General features: G+C 48.9%; 15 protein-coding genes. 13 read left to right on the top strand and 2 right to left on the bottom strand.

The features are described 5' to 3' along the window. Positions 1-89 precede the first annotated feature (89 nt). The 6 genes from rpsB to ispF all read left to right on the top strand — a co-directional run bounded on the left by rpsB (position 90) and on the right by ispF (position 8,025). Positions 90-908, top strand: a complete 819-nt coding sequence (rpsB, locus tag HMPREF9442_RS04405) for a 30S ribosomal protein S2 (protein WP_008625765.1) — start codon at positions 90-92, stop codon at positions 906-908. Positions 909-942: 34 nt separating this feature from the next. Beyond that, entirely contained in the window at positions 943-1,767 is an 825-nt protein-coding gene (gene tsf / locus HMPREF9442_RS04400) for a translation elongation factor Ts (RefSeq protein ID WP_008625764.1), read from the top strand. A gap of 153 nt (positions 1,768-1,920) precedes the next feature. Further along, positions 1,921-2,538: a fumarylacetoacetate hydrolase family protein gene (locus tag HMPREF9442_RS04395; RefSeq protein WP_008625763.1), complete on the top strand. Its 618-nt coding sequence runs from the start codon at positions 1,921-1,923 to the stop codon at positions 2,536-2,538. Between the two features lie 4 nt (positions 2,539-2,542). Continuing rightward, positions 2,543-6,304: a type IX secretion system sortase PorU gene (porU, locus tag HMPREF9442_RS04390; RefSeq protein WP_008625762.1), complete on the top strand. Its 3,762-nt coding sequence runs from the start codon at positions 2,543-2,545 to the stop codon at positions 6,302-6,304. Positions 6,305-6,350: 46 nt separating this feature from the next. Then, the gene (porV, locus tag HMPREF9442_RS04385) at positions 6,351-7,529 is read left to right on the top strand and encodes a type IX secretion system outer membrane channel protein PorV (RefSeq protein WP_008625761.1); all 1,179 of its coding nucleotides are present in this window, start codon (positions 6,351-6,353) and stop codon (positions 7,527-7,529) included. A gap of 16 nt (positions 7,530-7,545) precedes the next feature. Further along, positions 7,546-8,025, top strand: coding sequence for a 2-C-methyl-D-erythritol 2,4-cyclodiphosphate synthase (ispF, locus tag HMPREF9442_RS04380; protein WP_008625760.1), 480 nt, complete (start codon positions 7,546-7,548; stop codon positions 8,023-8,025). Here the strand turns inward: ispF and HMPREF9442_RS04375 are convergent. Together HMPREF9442_RS04375 and HMPREF9442_RS04370 are read right to left on the bottom strand one after the other, a co-directional pair. Then, the gene (locus HMPREF9442_RS04375; RefSeq protein ID WP_008625759.1) at positions 8,012-9,580 is read right to left on the bottom strand and encodes a hypothetical protein; all 1,569 of its coding nucleotides are present in this window, start codon (positions 9,578-9,580) and stop codon (positions 8,012-8,014) included. The genes ispF and HMPREF9442_RS04375 overlap by 14 nt on opposite strands. A gap of 9 nt (positions 9,581-9,589) precedes the next feature. After that, positions 9,590-10,453 carry a helix-turn-helix domain-containing protein gene (locus HMPREF9442_RS04370; RefSeq protein ID WP_008625757.1) on the bottom strand — a complete coding sequence of 288 codons (864 nt, stop codon included), beginning with the start codon at positions 10,451-10,453 and terminating at the stop codon, positions 9,590-9,592. Positions 10,454-10,678: 225 nt separating this feature from the next. On the opposite strand from HMPREF9442_RS04370, the gene fucI reads away from it, so the two are divergent. The 7 genes from fucI to HMPREF9442_RS04320 all read left to right on the top strand — a co-directional run bounded on the left by fucI (position 10,679) and on the right by HMPREF9442_RS04320 (position 20,920). After that, positions 10,679-12,451: an L-fucose isomerase gene (gene fucI, locus HMPREF9442_RS04365; protein ID WP_008625755.1), complete on the top strand. Its 1,773-nt coding sequence runs from the start codon at positions 10,679-10,681 to the stop codon at positions 12,449-12,451. 132 nt (positions 12,452-12,583) lie between these two features. Then, positions 12,584-13,219, top strand: a complete 636-nt coding sequence (locus HMPREF9442_RS04360; protein WP_008625754.1) for a class II aldolase/adducin family protein — start codon at positions 12,584-12,586, stop codon at positions 13,217-13,219. Further along, positions 13,216-14,604 (top strand): rhamnulokinase, encoded by a 1,389-nt coding sequence (locus HMPREF9442_RS04355; protein WP_008625753.1) that lies wholly within the window; start codon positions 13,216-13,218, stop codon positions 14,602-14,604. Before HMPREF9442_RS04360 ends, HMPREF9442_RS04355 begins: the two co-directional genes overlap by 4 nt. Positions 14,605-14,611: 7 nt before the next feature. After that, entirely contained in the window at positions 14,612-14,989 is a 378-nt protein-coding gene (locus HMPREF9442_RS04350) for an L-rhamnose mutarotase (protein ID WP_008625752.1), read from the top strand. 35 nt (positions 14,990-15,024) lie between these two features. Further along, positions 15,025-16,341 carry an L-fucose:H+ symporter permease gene (gene fucP / locus HMPREF9442_RS04345; protein WP_008625750.1) on the top strand — a complete coding sequence of 439 codons (1,317 nt, stop codon included), beginning with the start codon at positions 15,025-15,027 and terminating at the stop codon, positions 16,339-16,341. A gap of 939 nt (positions 16,342-17,280) precedes the next feature. Next, positions 17,281-19,209, top strand: coding sequence for an alpha-L-fucosidase (locus HMPREF9442_RS04325; protein WP_157183522.1), 1,929 nt, complete (start codon positions 17,281-17,283; stop codon positions 19,207-19,209). Positions 19,210-19,315: 106 nt separating this feature from the next. Continuing rightward, positions 19,316-20,920 (top strand): alpha-L-fucosidase, encoded by a 1,605-nt coding sequence (locus HMPREF9442_RS04320; protein WP_040602626.1) that lies wholly within the window; start codon positions 19,316-19,318, stop codon positions 20,918-20,920. Positions 20,921-21,005: the final 85 nt, after the last annotated feature.

Below are 21,005 nucleotides of genomic sequence, written 5' to 3'. Positions count from 1 at the left end.
GTATCTAAATCTGCGGGATTCCGTAGTGACTACCTGTGGGTTGGTTGAGAAAACAAAAAAGAAAGTAAACGATTAAAAAAGAAAAAACAATGTCAAGAACTAATTTTGATACCTTATTGGAAGCCGGTTGCCACTTCGGCCACTTGAAAAGAAAATGGAATCCGGCAATGGCTCCTTATATCTTTATGGAACGTAATGGTATCCATATCATCGACCTCCATAAGACTGTGGCTAAAATCGACGATGCCGCAGAGGCTTTGAAACAGATTGCAAAATCGGGAAAGAAGATTTTGTTCGTTGCTACTAAAAAACAAGCTAAGCAGGTCGTAGCTGAGAAAGCTGCGGCTGTGAACATGCCTTATGTGATCGAACGTTGGCCGGGCGGTATGTTGACCAACTTCCCGACCATCCGCAAGGCTGTGAAGAAGATGGCCAATATTGATAAGTTGACGGCTGACGGGACTTATTCCAATTTGTCAAAGCGCGAGATTCTTCAGATTTCCCGCCAACGTGCCAAATTGGAGAAGAACTTGGGTTCTATTGCTGATTTGACTCGTCTTCCGTCTGCACTTTTCGTGGTTGACGTGTTAAAAGAGCAGATTGCTGTCCGCGAAGCTAACCGTTTAGGCATCCCCGTGTTTGCTATCGTAGATACGAACTCAAATCCGGACAACATCGATTTCGTTATTCCGGCAAACGATGATGCAAACAAGAGTGTGGAGGTGATACTTGAGGCTTGTTGTGCGGCTATCGCTGAAGGCTTGGAAGAACGTAAGGCAGAAAAAGTGGATGCAGAGGCTGCTGGCGAGGCAGAAAACAAACCCCGTAAACGCACGGCCAAGGCTCGTGTAGAGAAGTCGGAAGAGGCTACGGAAGAAACTGTCGAGACGGCCGAGGCTGAAGCATAATAGATTTAATCACACGTAATACAAGATAAAGATTATGGCTGTTACAATGGCAGATATTACCAAGCTCCGCCAAATGTCGGGAGCGGGTATGATGGATTGCAAGAAAGCTTTGGAAGAGGCAGGCAATGACATCGAGAAAGCAATGGAAATCATTCGTAAAAAAGGTCAGGCCGTGGCTGCTAAGCGTTCAGACCGCGAGGCTGCAGAAGGTTGCGTGATAGTAAAGGCTGAGAATGGTTTCGGTGCGATTATCGCTTTGAAGTGTGAAACGGACTTTGTAGCCAAGAACGAAGACTTTGTGAAGTTGGCAAAGGACATTCTTGATTTGGCCGTAGCCAACAAATGCAAGACTCTGGACGAGGTGAAAGCTTTGCCGATGGGTAAGGCGACTGTGGCAGATGCTGTGGTTGACCGTAGCGGTATCACCGGAGAAAAGATGGAGTTGGACGGTTATATGGTGATTGAAGGTGAGGACATCGCTGTGTACAACCATCAGAACAAGAACCAACTTTGCACCATGGTTGCTTTGAACAAGAAAGTGGCCGAGGAATATGGTCACGCAGTAGCCATGCAGGTTGCAGCCATGAATCCCCGTTCGATTGACGAAAGCGACTATCCGGCAGACGTATTGGCTAAGGAAAAAGAAATCGCTGCTGACAAGGCGCGTCAGGAGGGCAAGCCTGAGAATATGATTGAAAAGATTGCTACCGGACGTCTGAATAAGCTGTTCAAGGAAGAATGCTTGTTGAAACAGGCTTTCATCCAGAACGATAAGGTAAGCGTGGCAGACTATTTGAAGGGTGCCGACAAGGATTGTACGGTGACAGCTTTCAAGCGTTTTACCTTGCGTGCCGAATAATTTTTCATACGCGAATATATTTTGAGGAAGAGCAGGACATCCCGATGGATTGTCCTGCTCTTTTTTCGTTAAAATAACGTTATTAGGTTTAAGGCTTGCGGGTGTAGAGAATAAATCTGTATTTTTGCAGTATAATTTAAAAAGAGACAGAGCATGAAGATACTGGCAGTGGGCATGAACTATGCCAAGCACAATAAAGAGCTTGACGGAACGTTATATAAACCGGAAGAACCTGTGATTTTCGCAAAGCCGGATTCGGCTTTATTGAAGGATGGGAAACCTTTCTTTATCCCGGATTTTACGAAACAGTGCGATTACGAAACAGAATTAGTAATCCGTATTTCCCGGTTAGGCAAGAACATCGCCTCGCGTTTTGCTTATCGTTATTACGATGCAGTGACGGTGGGGATTGATTTTACGGCACGGGATTTGCAGAGGAAGTTCAGGAAGGAAGGTCTGCCGTGGGAACTTTGCAAGGGTTTTGATAACTCTGCAGTCATAGGAGATTTTGTGCCTAAGGAAGAACTCCCGGATATACAGCAGATACCTTTCCACTTGGATATTGACGGGCATACGGTGCAGGAAGGCTATTCGGGCGACATGCTCTTTGCGGTGGATGAACTTATCGCATACGTCAGCCGCTTCTATACGCTGAAGATAGGTGACTTGCTGTTTACTGGCACGCCTTCGGGGGTAGGGCCTGTAGCTGTGGGACAACATTTACAGGGGTATATCCAGGAACGAAAAGTTTTGGATTTTAATGTGAGGTGAAAGAATGAGATTAAAGACAGCCATATTCTTGCTTCTGACGTGCATGTCACGTTTGTGGGCACAGGAGTTTACTTATGTAGATTGGAATATATTGCGTCCAGATACACTGCCGGTCCAATATACGGAAGTGATTCCTTTGGACGAGGATTATCGTGGTTTCCGCTACGAAGTCCGTTTGGATTATCCTGAATATGTCCGTTTGACCGCAACGGAAGCGGAGCGTGTGGCTGTATGGGGAAAGGACTTGCCGGAGAATCCGGACGTTTATTGCCAAGTGGCGGTAAGCCGGAAGAAGGGTGTGTTGGATGTGGCTTTTGTCCCAATCGTACGGCGTGGAGGGAAATATTATAAGTTGGCGAGTTTCAAAATGAATATAGTTCGCAGTCCGAAAGCACATACGAGGGCTTTGTCGGTCGCGGAGGAAAAGACGGCAGCGGAAAGATATGCCGCTAATTCGGTGTTGTCGCAGGGGCGTTGGGTGAAGATCGGTATTACGGAAGATGGGGTGTACCGCCTGACTGCTGCTGATTTGAAGCGGATGGGATTTAATGATCCTTCCCGGGTGAAGTTGTATGGCTATGGGGGGCATGTGCAGGACGAAGTGATAGATGCCGATACGGATTTTGACGATTTGGAAGAAGTCCCTCTTTATCGTGATGAACGGGGACTTCTGTTTTTCGGCAAGGGGGTGATTTCGTGGTCGGCTACGGACCGTAGGGGGCGGGCGACCCACCGTGTGAATACTTTTGCAAAACAAGCTTGTTACTTTCTTACGGAGGGTGATTCGCCCAAAACTATAGGAGTTACATCCGTGTCCGGCTCTCCACAGAAAAATTTGGATTACACACCGGCAAATGTATTATATAAAAAAGAAGAATATGCATGGTACCAGTCGGGGCGTAACTTTTACGAGTCTGTCAGTTACGCCTCTTCCAATTCGCATACTTATCAGTTGCCGGTCGTGGATCCCGTTGCCTCTGCGGGTGGTTCCTTGAAAGTGAATTTTACGGCACATACCACTGGCGGAAGTTCTTCCGTGCAGCCGACGGTGGACGGCGTGCCATTGAATCCTATAACAATTACGGCGTCTGGAGAATACGATGCTGCCAAGGAGGGAACCCAGACTTATACATTGAATACCTTGCGTGAAGGAACGACGGGGACCCAAGTCACTTTGGTTTCTACGGCCGGGGTAGATGCCCGTTTGGGCTATCTCGAGTTGTGTTACCGCAGGCGACTCAAAATGCGGGATGCTTTTCTGTATATTCGTCATACAGAAACTTCCTCCAGTAATTTTGTGATAGATGCTAATGGGAGGAGCGGATTGAAGTTGTGGTGTTTGGGACGTAGGGGCAATCCTATGGTGGAGTTTCAAGGCACATGGTCCGGTTCCACCTATACGGTTCCTGTATCCGATCCGACCTTGGAATATGTGGCAGTGGATGTGAATGCGGATTTTCCATCACCGTCTTATATCGGTGAGGTGTCCAACCAAAATTTGCATGCTATGCCTGCTACCGACATGATTATCATCATTCCGGCTAGCGGCAAACTTTATGCGCAGGCGGAACGTTTGGCCGAGGCTCATCGGCGTCTGGATGGCTTGCGCGTACAAATTGTACGTGCCGACCAGATTTATAATGAATTCTCTTCCGGTACACCGGATGCTACGGCCTATCGCCGTTTTATGAAAATGCTGTATGATCGTGCGGCGACAGATGCCGATATGCCCCGCTACCTTTTGTTATTCGGCGACGGTGTATGGGACAACCGTATGGTAACAGCCGACACGCGTGGCCTTAATCCGGATGATTATCTGCTTTGTTACGAATCGGAGAATTCTCTCAGCCATACTTCTAGTTTCGTGATGGAAGACTATTTCGGGCTTTTGGATGATGGTGAAGGAGGTGATTTGATGATGGATAAGGTGGATTTGGGAATCGGCCGTTTCCCGGTTACAACGGAGGCAGAAGCCAAGATTTTGGTGGACAAGACCGTCGGTTATATGGAGAACAAGTATGCCGGCTCTTGGAGAAATGTGATTTGTGTGATGGGTGACGATGGAGATAACAATGACCATATAGTGAAGGCCGAACTTATTGCAAAGCAGGTGGAAGAAGAACATGCCGACATGCAGGTAAACCGTATTTATTGGGATGCTTATAAAAGGGAAGCCAGTGCTTCCGGATATTCTTACCCCGCCGTGACGGCGGACATTAAGCAACAGATGGAGGAGGGATGCCTGGTGATGAATTATTCGGGGCATGGAAATCCACGCGAATTGTCGCATGAGTTGGTGCTGAAGATGGCTGATTTTTCTTCTTTTTCTTCACCTAATTTACCTTTGTGGATTACGGCTGCTTGCGATGTGAATCCTTTTGATATGATGGAAGACAACATCGGCGAGCGGGCTGTGCTGAACCCGAAAGGGGCTGCCGTGGCTTTTTACGGAACCACCCGGACGGTGTATTCCACGCCCAACAGTTGGATGAACCGTTATTTTACTAAGTATGTGTTGGGGAAAGATGCATCCGGTCGGCGCAATACTATTGGAGATGCCGTACGTTTGGCTAAAATGGATCTTGTGGATACGGGAAAAGATGATACTGTCAACAAACTCCATTATGTCCTTTTGGGTGACCCGGCTTTGAATCTCGGCGTACCAGAATACAAACTCGTGATAGATAGTATTAACGGGACACAAATCGGGGATGATTTGCCTTTTGCCAATTTTGAGGCGGGAAGTATAGCCCGTGTATCCGGACATGTTACAGATGCTTCAGGTACCCGATTGCCTGATTACTCGGGCGTACTTTCAGCAATGGTGTATGACAGTGAAAGTGTCATCACCTGTTTGAACAATGATGGGGAGGCGGATTCTGCCGTGGTTTATGTCACGCGTGACAAACGTTTGTATACTGGTAGCGATTCCATTAAGAAGGGTGAATTTACCATTACGTTTCCGATACCGATGGATATCAAGTATTCAGGAGAGGCCGGCCGGGTTTTGTTGTACGCGATTGACAATGAGAAGCGGCGTGAGGCTAACGGGTATACGGAAAATGTGACGGTGGGCGGTAGCAGTGATGAATTGTCCGGAGACAAGGAAGGGCCGAAGATTACGGCTTATCTGAACCGTGAGGATTTCATTTCAGGGGGAACGGTTAACGCTTCACCTTATTTCGTGGCATTGTTGGAAGACGAGAGTGGGATTAATGTGACCAATACGGCTGTGGGGCATGATTTGGAGCTTACGATAGACGGAGATCCTGCTATGACTTATATTTTGAATAATGATTACGTAAGTGACTTCGGCGATTACCGGAGGGGGCAACTGGCTTACGTCATACCTGCATTGCCGAATGGCAAGCATACCTTGACTTTCCGGGCATGGGATGTGATGAATAATTCCTCCACCGTGACTTTGGATTTTAATGTGGACGGTAGCCTTAGTCCTGATTTGATAAATTTGACTTGCACGAACAATCCTGCCCGTGAGCAGACTACGTTTATTATGCGGTACGACCGTCCGGGTACGGAATGCGAGTTTACGCTCGAAGTGTTCGACTTTGCAGGACGTAAACTTTGGACGCATACGGAACAGGGCATGTCGGAAGACGGTATTTATCGGGTGGATTGGAATTTGACGACATCTACCGGCATGCCGCTTTCCACCGGGGTCTATCTGTATAGGGCTTATGTGTCCACGTCGGATAGCAAGGCTGTTTCCCGTGCGAATAAAATCATTATACTGGGCAATAAATAGAAAAGCCTCGCGTTATTTTATCATGTGAAAAAGAAAGAAAACCAGTATGAAGAAATATCTGTTTGCTATTTTGTGCCTGTGGGGTGGCACGATGTTGTCGCTACATGCACAGGACAAAAAAAATATGTTCAACCCCGTAACCACCAGTGTGACCTCTCAATCCATCGCACCGGATGCGCGTGGCGGTGCGATGGGCGACCTTGGGACGGCTACGGATCCGGACGTGAGTTCGCAGTATTGGAATCCGGCCAAGTACCCTTTTTGTATCGGACGGGCAGGAGTTGCCGTGAATTATACGCCTTGGTTGCGCCAGTTGGTCAATGATATTAACCTGGCATACGTGAGCGGGTTCTACCGTATTGGTGATTATCAGGCGTTGAGTGCTTCTTTGCGTTACTTTTCTTTGGGTGAAGTGTCAACGAGCAGCGATATGTCTTCGTCGGATAATATGACTATCAGCCCGTATGAAATGTCGGTGGATGTGGCCTATTCCCGCATGTTGAGTGAAACATTCTCGGCGGCAGTAGCTTTACGTTTCATATATTCCGATATTACTTACGATTATTCGGATGAGACGAGTCCCGGTAAAGCTTTTGCTGCCGACATAGCACTTTATTGGAATCGTTATTTTACGGGGCGTACGCGGGAATGGAACATGGGCATAGGTTTGAACATCAGTAATATCGGTAGTAAGATTTCTTACGGTGGAGATGATAACTCCGAGTTCATCCCGACGAATTTGCGTTTTGGAGTCAATTTCCTCATTCCTATAAATGAGTATAACAAGTTTTCCATTGCGGCTGATGCCAATAAACTTTTGGTGCCGACTTATCCGAAACAGAACGAAGGCGAGGCCGATCAGGATTATACGGATCGTGTACAGCGGGATTATTACGATATATCTCCCATTGCCGGTATTTTCAAGAGTTTCGGTGATGCTCCCAACGGTTTTAAGGAAGAAATGCAAGAGATACAATGGAGCATGGGCCTGGAGTATATCTATAATGACCGCTTTTCGCTTCGCGCCGGTTACCATCACGAGAGCGAAAACAAGGGAAACCGCAAGTATTTCACCGTGGGAGCCGGTTTTCGGATGAGTGTATTCTCGTTGGATGCCGGTTACGTATTCTCTACGGCTCAAAGCAATCCGCTTGACCAGACCATGCGTTTCACTTTAGGTTTTGATTTGGACGGCATGAAAGATTTGTTCGGTCGCCGTCGTTAATCGTAAAGGGTAAATCATGGGAAAGATTAGAGTGGGTTTCGGTTTCGACGTACACCGTTTGGTAGAAGGACGTGAATTATGGTTGGGGGGGGTCCGTTTGGATCATTTCATGGGCTTGTTGGGGCATAGTGATGCTGATGTCTTGATTCATGCTATTTGTGATGCTCTTCTCGGAGCCGCTAATATGAGAGACATCGGCTACCATTTCCCGGATACGGGAGAGGAATTCCATAATATCGACAGTAAAATCTTGTTGCGCAAGACGGTGGAACTGATTGGCACGAAAGGCTACCGTGTGGGAAACGTCGATGCCACGGTTTGTACAGAGCGTCCGAAGTTGAAACCTCATATTCCCGCCATGCAAGCTTGTCTGGCTGATGTGATGGGCATTGATGCAGATGACGTGTCTGTAAAAGCCACAACGACAGAAAAGTTAGGTTTTACTGGGCGTGAAGAAGGTATTTCTGCATACGCTACCGTGCTTATTGAAAGTTAAAAGTATAGACGCTCAACCAATCGTCGAACACTTTTTCTGTTTTATATCCCGGCTCGGCTTGTAAGTCCGGGTTGTTTTTTGCGCCGTACACGTAGATGGTCGTGTCTTCTTTTGTGGCATAATGTCGGATGTCAGTTGCGTGTTCCACAATGGCGATTTCTTGCTTGTCACCGATGAAGTGGGTTATAAGGAGAAGGGTGTTCTTTTCTTCATGGTCGGGACCGTAAAGCAAGATTCGTTTCGCGTGTGACGGCCATTCTCTGTCCGAGGTGCGATTCACGTATTCCATGGGGCGTTCGCACCATGCATAAGCGATAAACGCCGCCACGAATATGCCGGCCAAGACTTTGGGGGCGCGCTGCAAGCCCAAGGCGAGATAGTAAGCCACAGCCACTAAGCACAGCGGAACGGAAGGGCTGATATACCGAGTCGCTTTCCAGTTGGCCATCCACATGATAACTACGGCCCATGCCATAGCACAGGCAAATAGCCATGCACCTGGTAACCGGTGGAAATGGAACGGTTGTTTCGGTTTGCGAACAAGGAGAGTTGCCAAGCAGAGAATAATGGCTATTCCCCATACGGGGGTGAGTATGCGCAAGGCGGTGATGTAGGCCAATCCTATTACGGTAAGTCTCAAATTGCTAAGCCAGTCACTGCCTTGCATTTTATCTGCTACTTCCGTTGCGCGGGCATCATGCAGGAAATTGAAGAAACCTTCATAAAGGAGTACGCATAAGAGTAGGCTGGCTATTCCCAGGACCGGGTAAAAGCCCAAGTCCTTGTAAGCGTGTTGACGGTAGCTGTATACTGCAAGGCATAAGAGGGAAAATCCGAAGAACAAGGCATTGAAGTATCCGCATGACAATAAGGCGGCTGATATGGCAAGACCACCTATGGAAATGCCTGGTGTCCAAATTGTCTGTTGGTTGTGGATGCGTGAGGCTGCTCGCAGGCACCAATAGGCCCAAAGGGCAAACAGCCATTCAGCCATGAGGTATTCGCGAGCCTGTAGGACATTTGAAACGGATACAGGATTCATATAGGCTAATAGCAGGCAGAAAGCCGTCAACATGGTTTTTCCGGGAAATAACATGCGCAAGAAGAGTACCATGGACAGGAAAGACAGGCCGAAAAACACAAGGTTCAACCCGCAACAGCGACGGATAAGCACGTCTGTCGATGGGGTGTTCACTCCCGTCAGCGCACAACGTAGTGCCATATAATAGAGGCTGGCATGCGAGCCGTCCCTATTGTCATGATGTAATGCGGCCAAATCGTCCCACAAGCCTTCCGGTCCTCCACGGTCATCGATGTAACATTGTTGGCGTAGCTCCTTTCCTGTAAGGATTTGTCCGACCTCAAATGTCTTCTTCCCCCACCCTGGTAGGTTGTAAGCAAGGCTGATAGAGGTAGGGTCATCACCGTATAAGTATTCCTTTTCGTGTATCCAATATAGTCTGGTGAGAAGGGCCAAAAAGAAAACGAGGAGGATGGGCCATGCGCAGCATGTCTTTTGTGTCCAATGTGCAGGGAGAGAAGTCGGTTCTTCCATGTTTGTTTCTTATAATGTTTGGTTATGATAAGCTTTACGGTAATTCATCGGAGTCAGTCCCGTCGTTTTTTTGAAGATACGGTTGAAATAAGCTTGGTCTTCAAAGCCCAGTTGGTAAGCTATTTCCTTAATTGGAGTCAACTCCGTCACTAGGCGAAGTTGTGCTTTCTCCATTCTTTTCTTGTTGATATAGCATAAAGGTGTCATTCTCATTTCCCGTTTGAAGATTCTGATCAGGTGGTCTTTGGACAGGCAGGATAGAGTAGCCAAAGCTTCAATGTCCGGTTTGGCATTCAGATGCGTGCGTATATAAGCCAAAACCCGGGTGATACGTTCGTCGGCTACGTATTTTTTCGGTTGTGCCTGATGCAGGAATTCTGCCAATAATTGGTAGATGATGCCGCGGGATTCCACCCGTGCATACAGTTCCCGCTGTTTGTTCTTCAGGATATTGCGGGTAAGTGCCGGACTATTGTCATAATATTGCGGATCGGTTTGCGTAAGTTCCAATCCCGGGCACAGTTTATTCAATTTCCGGATGTAGGAAAGCATTTCATTTGCCGTCCGGATTTCTGTCGGGAGTTCCCAGTCTTCCAGAATATCGTGGTCGGATTCATTATAGATGTGGATATAATAATGGCAAAACTCTCCATGGCAAACGTAACTGTGTGTGGTAAAGGCCGGAATAATATACATAAATCCGGGGTGCAAATCTTGTTTTTTGTCGGGTAACTCGATTTGTGCGTAGCCTTTCGTTACGTAATATATTCGGGTGAACGGACTACAGATGTTTTTGTAGTTCCAATTCTCTCTGCAACAAGCTTCTCCGATATGAAGCACGAGGAAGTGCATTTGGTCGATGTCGTTGTTCATAGATTTTGTATTTCGGCTTTTACGGAGGCAAAGATAATGAAAAAGCTTTTGACCAAAGAGGCTTGCACGATGTTTTTTCTTCGTTGGGAAAGATAAGAAGTCGATATAATCCTATTCTTTGACGGCTTAGTACCATTTTCCCGGAAATGGAATCACTAATTTTGCATCGGATGAACAAGAGAGTGTTTTCCGCAATATGATTATTCAAAAACTACCTTTAATATTATGAACAAGTATCCTAAGATTGGTATTCGTCCGACCATCGACGGTCGGCAGGGCGGTGTCCGCGAAAGTTTGGAAGACAAGACCATGAGTTTGGCTCGGGCTGTCGCAGATTTGATTTCTTCGCACGTGAAGTATAGCGACGGTACGCCGGTGGAATGCGTGATTGCCGACGGCACAATAGGGCGCGTAGGCGAGAGTGCGGCCTGTGCCGGGAAATTCGAGCGCGAGGGGGTAGGGGCTACGATTACCGTAACTTCCTGTTGGTGTTATGGCTCGGAGACGATGGACATGAATCCTTATTGGCCGAAAGCCGTATGGGGCTTTAACGGGACCGAGCGTCCGGGAGCCGTATATTTGGCTGCCGTATTGGCCGGGCACGCTCAAAAAGGATTGCCCGCTTTCGGCATCTATGGGCATGACGTGCAAGATTTGGATGACAATTCCATTCCGGCCGACGTGGCCGAAAAGATATTGCGTTGGGCGCGTGCAGCCGTGGCTGTGGCCCAGATGCGCGGGCAAAGCTATTTGTCCATCGGCAGCCAGTGCATGGGTATTGCAGGCAGTATCGTGGACCAGAATTTCTTTCAGGAATATTTGGGCATGCGCAATGAAAGTGTGGACGAGACCGAAATCCTGCGTCGCATGGAAGAGGGAATATATGACCACGAAGAATATGATAAAGCTATGGCATGGACGGAGCAGTATTGCAAGTCGAAAGAAGGTTGGGATAAAAACCGTCCCGAACGGCAGAAAACCCGGGAACAGAAAGATGCTGATTGGGAATTTGTCGTGAAAATGACCCTTATCGTCCGTGATCTGATGCAGGGTAATCCCCGGCTTCGTGAGATGGGCTTCAAGGAAGAGGCCATCGGGCATAATGCCATTGCTGCAGGTTTCCAAGGACAGCGTCAGTGGACGGACTGGAAGCCCAATGGGGATTTCACGGAAGCTTTGATGTGCAGCACGTTCGACTGGAACGGTATCCGCAAGGCATACGTGTTGGCTACTGAAAACGACTCCTGCAACGCAGTGGCCATGTTGTTCGGCAACCTGCTGACCGGTTGCGGGCAGATGTTCAGTGATGTGCGTACATATTGGAGTCCCGAAGCCGTGAAACGTGTGACGGGAAAAGAACTGACCGGTCTGGCAGCGGGGGGCATGATTCATTTGATTAACTCGGGTGCCACCACGTTGGATGCCACGGGTGAAAGTACCGATGCGGCAGGCAAACCCTGCATGAAACCTTGTTGGGAGATGACGGAAAAAGACGCTGAGGCTTGCCTGAAGGCCACTAACTGGTTGCCGGCCGACCGTGATTATTTCCGTGGAGGCGGTTTCTCTAGCAATTTTTTGTCGAAAGGAGGAATGCCTGTTACCATGTCGCGACTGAACTTAGTGAAAGGATTAGGCCCTGTGCTTCAGATTGCTGAAGGATGGACGGCCGATGTGGATTCGGAAATCCATGAAGTGCTCAACAAGCGTACCGACCCCACTTGGCCTACGACTTGGTTCGTGCCCCGTTTGTGCGACAAACCGGCTTTCCGTGATGTCTATTCCGTGATGAACAACTGGGGAGCCAACCATGGAGCCATCAGTTACGGTCACATCGGGCAAGATTTGATCACGTTGGCTTCGATGCTCCGCATTCCCGTCTGCATGCACAATGTGGAGGAAGACAAGATTTTCCGTCCGGCGGCGTGGAATGCGTTCGGCATGGACAAAGAAGGGGCTGATTATCGGGCATGTCAGGTATATGGTCCTATTTATAAATGATAAGTGAATAATGTTTAGTGTTTGAAAGTTGGCGGGATGTCCGGACAGGAAACTTGTGAAAGTTTCCTTGTCCGGCCTTGCCGTCTATTTTTCATATTAATGTATTAATGGCTTTGAAAAACTGAAAAGAATATGATTACCGCAGAACAAATAGAAAAATTCATAGCTCAGGCTCACCGTGTGGGGGATGCCGGTTTGACCGTTTGCAGCAGTGGCAATCTGTCCTGGCGCATCGGAGAGGAGGCTTTGGTGTCCGGTACAGGTTCCTGGGTGCCCTCTTTGACAAAAGAGAAAATAGCCGTATGCCGCGTGGCCGATGGGGAAGTCTTGAACGGGGTGAAGCCCTCGATGGAGAGCGGATTCCATCTCGGGATCCTGCGAGAACGTCCCGACGTGGATGTCGTGCTCCACTTCCAGTCGCCTTACGCCACGGCGGTGGCTTGTATGAAGGAGATACCCCGAAACTTCAATGTGACGGCTGAGGTGCCTTGTCATGTGGGGAGCGTGATTCCCGTGATTCCCTATTTCCGTCCCGGTTCTCCTGAGTTGGCGGAGCAGGTGAAGGCAGCTCTGAAAGACCATAATTCCTGTTTGCTGCGCAAGCATGGGCAGGTGGTGTGCGGGAAGGATTTCGACCAGGCTTTCGAGCGTGCCATGTTCTTCGAGATGGCCTGCCGCATCATCGTGCTCTCGGGAGGCCGTTATGAAGTCCTTTCGCAGGAAGAAATAGACGATTTGGAAACTTACATATTGGGTAAGAAACCATGAGTACGTTCTTGGCTGTGGATTTCGGAGCCGGAAGCGGGCGGGTGATAGCCGGGCACGTAGTCGGCAGGCAGTTGGAATTGGACGAATTGCATCGCTTCCCCAACCGGCAAGTACGGTTGGGGGGGCATGTGTACTGGGATTTCCTAGCCTTGTTCGAGGAGATGAAAGAGGGGCTGCGCCGTGCCGCAGCCAAGTATGCCGACGTGGAAAGCATCGGTATCGACACGTGGGGCGTGGACTATGGGCTAGTGGATAAGGCTGGCAATCTGATGGGGAATCCCCTTTGTTACCGAGACGCTTCCACGGCCGACACGCCGGAGGAAATGTTCGCCCGTATAGACGAGGCGGCACATTACGCCGAAACCGGCATACAGGTGATGCCCATCAATACGATGTTCCAACTCTATGCCCGGAAAAAAGAGAATGAAGCTTGGTTGCGCGAAGCCCGCCACTTGCTTTTCATGCCCGATTTGTTTGCCTATTATCTGACTGGCGTACCCGGCAATGAATATTGTATCGCATCGACATCCGAACTTCTGGATGCGCGTAGACGCACATGGAACATGCCGCTGATACGCGAACTGGGTTTGCCGGAACATTTGTTCGGCGAGTTATTGGAGCCGGGAACTGTCCGTGGGACGTTGTGCCCGGAAGTCGCTGCCGAGGTCGGCCTGTCCCCGGGAGTCAAGGTGGTGGCCGTAGGTTCTCACGATACGGCCAGTGCCGTGCATGCCGTTCCTTTCCGCAAGGGAAAGGAGGCGGTCAGTGCTTTTCTCAGTTCCGGCACGTGGTCGTTGCTAGGTGTCGCCTTGGATGAGCCTGTGTTGACCGAAGAAGCCCGCCGTGCAGGGTTTACCAACGAAGGCGGAGTGGGTGGCCGTATCCGTTTCCTGCAAAACATCACGGGCTTGTGGATATTGCAGTGCCTCGTCCGTCAATGGGAAGCCCGGGGATGGCGTGCCGACTATGATTTCCTGATAGCTGGGGCGGAACAAGTAGAAGACGTATCGTCCATAGATGTCGATGCACCGGATTTCAAGCATCCGGCTGATATGGAAAAGGCTATTGCGGACTATTGCCGAGCCCGGGGAACGAAAGTACCGGTCACGCAAGGTGAATATGTGCGTTGTGTGTTGCAGTCGTTGGCTGAGCGTTACCGGATGGGGATACAACAAATGAACGCCTTGTTGTCCCGGCCGGTGGAGTGCCTGCATGTCATCGGCGGCGGATGCCGCAATCATTTGCTCAACCGCCTGACGGAAGAGGCTACGGGTATTCCTGTATTGTCCGGTCCTGTAGAGGCTACGGCTATCGGCAACCTGTTGGTACAGGTCGAAGCGTGCGGAAAAATCAAGAACAAGAACGAAATTCACATTATAATCTAAAAAAAACATGAAAGGTTATCAAGTAAAGCAATATAACGCACCGGTTAAGCGTTATTGTCAAACATTGGAGTTGCGGGACAATCCCGAATTGGTTGCCGAGTATCGTCGGCGCCATAGTCGTGAGGAAGCTTGGCCGGAAATCCGGCAGGGCATCCGCGAGGTGGGTATTTTGGAGATGGAAATCTACATCTTGGGCACTAAGCTCTTCATGATTGTGGAGACCCCGTTGGATTTCGATTGGGATGAGGCCATGGCCAAACTGGCCACACTGCCACGCCAACAAGAATGGGAAGACTATATGTCCGTATTCCAACAAGCTGATCCGGGTGCCTCTTCTGCGGAAAAGTGGAAGCCGATGGAGAGGATGTTTTACCTTTATGAATAGAAAACAGTAATAGACAAAGCTAATAAAAACAAGACATGAAAAGCATCGAAAAGAAAAAGATTGTCGGTGATGGCACATGGGCGGCTCTCATCCCTTTTATTTTGATTACGAGTTGTTTTGCGCTATGGGGGTTCGCCAATGATATAACGAACCCTATGGTGAAGGCCTTTTCCAAGATTTTCCGTATGAGCGTTACCGAAGGGGCACTCGTGCAGGTGGCTTTCTACGGGGGGTATTTTGCCATGGCCTTCCCGGCGGCGATATTTATTCGTAAGTATTCTTATAAGGCTGGTGTCATGATGGGATTGGGTTTGTACGCGTTAGGGGCTTTTTTGTTTTTCCCTGCCAAGTTGACCGGAGATTACTATCCTTTCCTGTTGGCCTATTTTATCCTGACTTGCGGGTTGTCGTTTTTGGAAACCAGTAGTAATCCTTATATATTGTCCATGGGGGCGGAAGAAACGGCCACGCGTCGGCTTAATCTGGCGCAGGCTTTCAATCCGATGGGTTCCTTGTTGGGTATGTATGTGGCGATGAATTTCATACAGAACCGTTTGCATCCGATGGACACGGCAGAACGCGCCCAACTTTCCGATGCCGATTTTGTTGCCATCCGAGATGCCGATTTGTCCACATTGATAGCTCCTTATTTGATGATAGGCTTGGTGACGTTAGGCGTATTGTTGCTCATCCGTTTCACGAAGATGCCACGTAACAATGACCAGACTCACAATATTGATTTTGTTCCCACTCTGAAGCGTATTTTCGCTGTGCCGCGTTATCGTGAGGGCGTATTGGCGCAGTTTTTCTACGTGGGGGCGCAAATCATGTGTTGGACTTTTATCATCCAATATGGTACGCGCTTGTTTATGGAGACGGGAATGGAAGAACAGGCTGCCGAGGTCTTGTCGCAAAAGTATAATATCATAGCGATGGCCATTTTCTGTACGAGCCGTTTCATTTGTACGTTCCTCCTGCGTTACCTCAATCCGGGGCTCCTGTTGCGTACGTTGGCCGTCGTGGCCGGGGTGTTGGCCATAGGAGTGATTTTCTTGCAGGATGTGTGGGGCATGTATTGCCTGGTAGGCATTTCGGCTTGTATGTCGCTCATGTTCCCGACGATTTACGGTATAGCCCTGCAAGGGTTGGGGGATGATGCCAAGTTCGGTGCTGCCGGTTTGATTATGGCTATTTTGGGCGGTTCGGTGTTGCCGCCGGTGCAGGCTGCCATTATCGACCTGCACACGCTTTGGGGCATGCCTGCCGTTAACCTGTCTTTTGTCCTGCCGTTCGTTTGCTTTGTCGTCGTGACGATCTATGGACACAGGGCTTACCGGAAGGGGTGGGCATAAGTAAGTCCGGTTGGATACAGATTGGTTTTAGGCAAAAGGACATAAGCACATATTTTCAAGCCCTGAAGTTTGTTGTTCTTATGTTCTTTTGTCTTTTTGTCAAATTGCCACTTCTGCCTCTTGAAGATTCCGTTTTTTGAGGGTAGGGGCGTAATCGTATGGAAAGACGCGATTCTCGCGTGCCTTGCCCGAACCTTTGTGTCAGTCGTAAGGCTGTTTGAGGGTACTTTTGGCATCATGGAGGGAAATATCGTGCGCTCGTTGGTGAAGGATGCGTAAGACTTTTGCGGCACTTTCCGGGCATTGTGTCATCCGGTTTTTTACAATATCCGTTTCCGTTCTGTGGGAAAAAAGGGGGGTATGCCCGTTTCCGAATGCTGCGGACAGCCCGTTGGCGCGTCGGTATGCGGACGTTGGCGCGGTGGCCTGCGGAGAAAAAAAGTGTTTCTTGCTGAGGACGGAAAAAAGTTTGGCCTCGTTTTTTCTTAAAAATGCTGTAATCGGGTGAAAAACGAGCCTGAAATGCAAAATAGTGTTTCTGAAAAGGGGTGTAAAAGCACTTGGAACGCGTTTTTTATGAGACTTTCTTTTTGTCTAAAATGGGGTTGATGATTACATTATGTATCCGGATTGTCTGTTTTTGCAGCAAATGTCCAAATCTTCGGTTGCCTGATGTGGCTGCGGAAAGCCATTTTTTGTTTTGCTTCTGGTGCTATGGGATTGCATAAAATGTGCCGGAATATGGAGGGCGCGGGTTTGTGCGAATCATGTCCGCTCTGGTTTGGTGCTTTGACGTTTGGGCATTTTGCTGTCAGTGAAAAATATGTCGATAAAATACTATTTATTGCAGATGAAGTACAAACTTTTTTTCATCTTAAGATGTATCTTTGCAAATAAATATTTCTTAATCTCATAATATTAATGGTAAATCCTATGTATATGAAAAATATTCCTGACAGGTTCAGATTGGGACTCTTGGGCAGGCGTGTGTCCTGTTGGGGGATAGCTGTGTTGTCTTCGGCCTGTTTGGCGGCACAGGAAGTGGTGGTTTCCGATTTCGAATGTGGGTTGCAAGGTTGGGAAGTGGCGCGGGGAAAAGCTGAGCCGGTCAGTGACGAAGGAGCATACCGGGGGAAATCGGCCAAATTATCGCCGGGAACGACTTTCCGCTTGAAGGTGGCTTTGCAGCCTTCGTCGGCTTATGAACTTGCCGTACGCATGAAAACGGAAAGTGGGGCAGACAATGTGACGTTGCAAACTACCGGGTTAGGGAAAAACAACATCAGTATTTCTACGGCTTTGGCTGCTTGGACGGAGTTCAAGAAACCGTTTCATACTTCGGCAGGGCAAAAGGAGGCCGTGGTGGAAGTGATGTTTGAGAACAATCCGGAGGGCACGTGTGCCTGGTTGGACGACCTTCGTATTGTATGTACGGGAAAGTATCACGAGAAAACGTACGACGGGATTCCACCCGCTCCGATGCGTGAAGTGAAGACCGATTTGGGTGTTTCCATGCAGCCGGACGAGAAGATAAAATGGATGTTGGATGGCAAGTTGGGCATGTTCATCCACTGGGGGCTGTACGCAGGGCCGGGAAAGGGCGAATGGTATATGGAGAATCAAGGTGTCGGCATAGAGGAATACCGTAAATTGGCTTATCCCGAGTCTGGCGAGGAATATTTCGATGCCCGGGATTTCGATGCGGACAAGTGGATGCGGTTGGCTAAGAAAGCGGGAATGCGCTATGTGTGCCTCACCACTCAGCATCATGACGGTTACGCACTTTTTGAAAGCCAATATATGAACGCTTTTACTTCGAAGCAGACGCACAATAGGGATTTTGTGAAAGAATACGTAGAGGCTTGCCGTAGGGCCGGTTTGAAGGTCGGGCTTTACAAGACGCTGATTAACTGGCGTTTTCCAGGATATTATGACATTACGGGTACCAACTGTAATCCGGCGAACCGTTTCGGTTATACCACGGCATCATGGCATAAGGAGAACGCCAGGCTGATGAAGGAAGAACTTTATTGCCAGGTCAAGGAACTGATGACGCATTACGGGAAAATCGACCACTTGTTTTGGGATGGTGGTTGGATTGCCCAAAAGGGAACGGATGCGGAAGGAGCATCGTTTTGGGAGTCTGGAAAATACATGGACGAGAATAACGGGTGGCCGGTGAATCCTTACTTCCGTGATTATGATGAGGAAACCGGGAAGCCGTTGGGATTGATGGGTATCGTCCGGAAATACCAACCGGATATTGTGGTGAATCCGCGCAGCGGTTGGATAGGCGATTTCACCTGTGAGGAAGGCGGTGGAGCTGTGACGGGAGAGATTCGTTCCGGAGTGGTGGAAAAGTGCGTTTCTTTGGCACCCGGATGGGGATATAACAAGCAGATGGAGAATCTGTCGAGCATCATGCCTTTGAAGAAGGTGAAGCGTCTTTTTGCCGATTGCATGGTGCGCAATATGTGTTTCCTGTTGAATGTGGGGCCGGATCGGCATGGCAACGTCGCTCCTTTGGTGGAACAGCGTATGCTTGAGTTTGGCGAATGGGTGAACGCGACGCGTGAAGCTGTTTACGGTACGCGTGGCGGACCTTGGCAGCCAGTGGACGGACAGTATGGCTTTTGTTACAAAGGCAATATGATTTATATTTATTTCCTCGGAGGTTATGGGGATGATACTTTTGTCCTGCCTCGGTTGGATAAAGGGATGAAAGTGAAACGGGCATACAACGTTTATACCAAGCAGCCGTTGCAATACAGGCAAAAGGGGCGGGGAGTGACGTTGAGGGGCATTCGTCCCGTAAAAGAAGACTTGACGGTTGTGGCCGTGGAGTTGAATCGTCCGGTGAGAAAATGAGAGATAAAGGGAAAAGCCTATAAAATCCTATTTTAAATTGAGATAGTGCAATCCTGTTTTAAGGATAAATATTTAAATTTGCATCCAAAACCAAATAAATGAGATGATGAGAAACAAATGGATGATGTCTTTGTGCTGTGGAGCGGCGATGCTTGTGTGTGTGCCCGTTGCAGCACAGCAAAATGTACAGCCCGAACCGATGCAAACGGGCAAATACCAACCGACGTGGGAATCTTTGGCGGCATACGAGTGCCCGGACTGGTTTCGCGATGCCAAGTTCGGCATTTGGGCGCATTGGGGACCGCAGTGCGAACCGGAGTCGGGCGATTGGTACGCGCGCCACATGTATTATCCGGGACATTGGCAGCACGACGTGCACGTGAAGAAATACGGCAATCCGAAGGATTTTGGGTTCAAGGATGTGATTAACGAATGGAAGGCAGAGGAGTGGCAACCTGATTCCTTGGTGCGTTTTTACAAGAGCGTGGGTGCCCGTTATTTCATGGCATTGGGTAACCATCATGACAATATGGACCTTTGGGACAGCAAATACCAACCGTGGAACTCCGTGAACATGGGGCCGAAACGGGATGTGGTCGGAGAATGGGCTGCGGCTTGCAAGAAATACGACTTGCCGCTCGGCGTGAGCATCCATGCCTCGCATGCCTGGACTTGGTTGGAAGGTTCTCAGGATTTCGATGGCAAGTTGACGAAGACCGACGGGAAAGGAAAATGGTGGGAAGGTTATGACCCGCAGGATTTGTACGAACAGCGGCACGAACGGAGCAAGGACAGCAAGAATGTCGGAACCATTCATTCGCAGTGGGCATGGGGCAACGGGGCTTCGCAGCCTTCGGAAGATTTCAAGACGAAAATATATAACCGGACGTTGGATGTAGTGAACCGTTACCATCCCGACGTGTTGTATTTCGATGATACCGTGTTGCCGTTTTATCCCATCAGTGACGAGGGGGTGAGGATTCTGGCCCACATGTATAACACGAGCCTGAAAGAGAACAAGGGGAAGATGCGTGCCGTGGTGACGGGCAAAATACTTGAGGACAAGCACAAGGAGGCCATGGTGTGGGATGTGGAGCGCGGCATACCCGACCGTCCGCAGGAGAAAGCTTGGCAAACGTGTACTTGCTTGGGTAACTGGCATTATGAACGGAGCGTGTACGACCGTAACGGGTACAAGCCTGCAAGCCAAGTGGTAAAGATGTTGGTGGATATCGTGAGCAAAAACGGTAACCTCTTGTTGAGTGTGCCTTTGAGGGGAAGCGGTGCCATAGATGAGAAGGAAGTGGCTATCCTTAAAGATATTAAAGCGTGGATGGATGTCAATGGAGAAAGTATTTATGGTACGCGCCCGTGGAACGTATTTGGTGAGGGGCCTTTGGCAGAGGCTGCCAACCCGATGAAAGCCCAAGGGTTCAATGAAGGACAGAATTATACGGCAAAGGATGTACGTTTTGTGCAGAAAGGCAAGAAGATTGTATATGCCACGGCTTTGGGATGGCCCGAAAGCAAAGTAATCATGATGAAAAGCTTCCGTAAAGGTTCTCCTTATTATAAAGGAAAGGTGAAAAGTGTGGAGTTGTTAGGTTACGGAAAGGTGAAGTTCACTTGTGGCGAAGATGGCCTGAAAGTGACGTTGCCGGAGGGGAAGACGAATGGCATAGCACCGGTATTGAAGGTAAAATTGGTATAATGAATGAGTCGGCATATCGGCTTTTATGAGAGAAGGATGCCGTAAAGATGTGACATGCCTGCTGAATCGTGGAAGAGACAGTGGG

It is taken from the genome of Paraprevotella xylaniphila YIT 11841, assembly GCF_000205165.1.
Taxonomy (GTDB): domain Bacteria; phylum Bacteroidota; class Bacteroidia; order Bacteroidales; family Bacteroidaceae; genus Paraprevotella; species Paraprevotella xylaniphila.
This window is presented reverse-complemented; position numbering and strand designations above follow the sequence as displayed.